Source organism: Kitasatospora sp. NPDC054795, from assembly GCF_053611565.1.
Genome location: NZ_JBSHAP010000299.1, coordinates 1 through 1,576 on the forward strand (window position 1 = coordinate 1; position 1,576 = coordinate 1,576).

A 1,576-nucleotide genomic window follows, 5' to 3' on the forward strand; every position below is an offset into this window, starting at 1 on the left:
GTGCGGGCCCGGTACCGGTGTTCTTCCGCCCGGGGGGATTGGGGGGCCCCGCACCAGGGCGGGGTGGGCATTCATGGACCACACCCCGCCCGGGCGGGCCCGCACCGTTTTTCCGGGCCGGCCCGGGCCACCGCACCGCGACACCCGGGCCGCGGGGGCCCGGGCCGCCGCCCTACTGGTTCTTCGGCGGCTGGTAGTCCTTGCCGAGCACGACCAGCAGGTCCGCGTTCTGGGCGTCGCCGGTCACCTTCTTCACCGCCGTGTCCGGCAGCCCGAGGCTGGTCGCCAGCGACTTCGCCGCGCCCTGCCGGGCGTCGTCGGTGTAGCGGATCTCACTGGCCGGCTGCGGGGCCGCCTTGGCGCCGCCCGGGATGAAGGTCAGGCCGGAGTTGACGATCTGGACCTGCGCGGCGGCCGCCGCCGCGTCGTTGCCGGTGGCGTCCTGGAGCGCGACCCGGACCGGGGCGTCGCCGACGGCCGCGGACTTCACGGTGCCGCCCAGCACGTCCTTGACCTGCTTGCCCGCGGTCGCCTCGTCCAGGCTGCCGTCCGGCTTGACGGTCAGCGCGGTGGTGCCGAAGTGGCCGTCCTTCGCCTGCTGGGCGAGCTGGACGAGCACGCCGGCGAGGGCGTCCTCGGGCAGCGAGGGGTCGAGCACCGCGTTCATCCGGTGCACGTCGTCCTTGGCGTCCTTGAACTCGGTCGGCATGGTGCGCACCACCGCGTCCAGGACCTGCCCGAACCGGGCCAGCTGGGCGTCCCGGTTCTCGCCGGGCGCCTGCCAGGTCGCGTACGCGACCGCGGCCTTCCCGCTGAGCATGGTGTTCTTCCCGGCCGCGGACAGCAGCTTGCCGTCCGGCTTGCCGCCCTCGTGGGTCTCGGCGTTGGTGTCCACCCGGACGCCGCCGAGCTGGGAGACCAGCAGTTCCAGGTACGGGGTGTCCAGCCGCCAGGTGCCGGCCACCGGGGCGCCCAGCACGGTGGACAGGCCCTCGCGGGTCGCCGAGGCGCCGATGCCGTCCATGGACTGGCCGACCGTACTGACCGGCGGGTCCCCCGGGCCGGGCAGCCGCAGGTTGTCGGGCAGCAGCAGCACCGTGCCCTTCTTCCCGGAGGCGTCGTTGACCAGCAGCGCGCTGGACACCTTGCCCTGGAGGTCGCGCAGGTGGACGACGTTGACCTGGCGCCCGCCGGCGGCGGCGGCCGCGGTCGGCTTGTCGCCGGTCAGGAAGAGGTAGCCGCCGACGCCGCCGGCCGCGAGCGCCACCACCGCGCCGAGGCCGATCAGCCGGTTGCGCAGCTTGCGGCGGCGCTCGGCGCGCACCTCGCTGCGGGACTCGGCGAACTTCAGCCAGTCGATGACGTCCTCGGTCTCCTCCGCCTCCTCGTCGACGAAGGTGAACTCGCCCGTCGTGTAACTGTCCTTGGGCGCCTTGCTCCCGGCCTTGCCTGCCTTGCCGGCCTTCCCGGCCCGCGCCCCGGCGACCTGCTCGGACGGCGGCACGGCCTTGGCCGGCACCGCCTCCTCGGCGGGCCGGGGCACCCGCGGACGCGGCGGCGCGGCGGCGGGTGCCGC

General features: G+C 75.2%; 1 protein-coding gene. It reads right to left on the bottom strand.

Features of this window, described 5'->3' with window-relative positions:
* Positions 1-172: 172 nt before the first annotated feature.
* Positions 173-1,576 (bottom strand): LCP family protein (locus tag ACWGJO_RS41575; protein ID WP_452190964.1); only part of this gene is annotated, 1,404 nt, incomplete at its 5' end.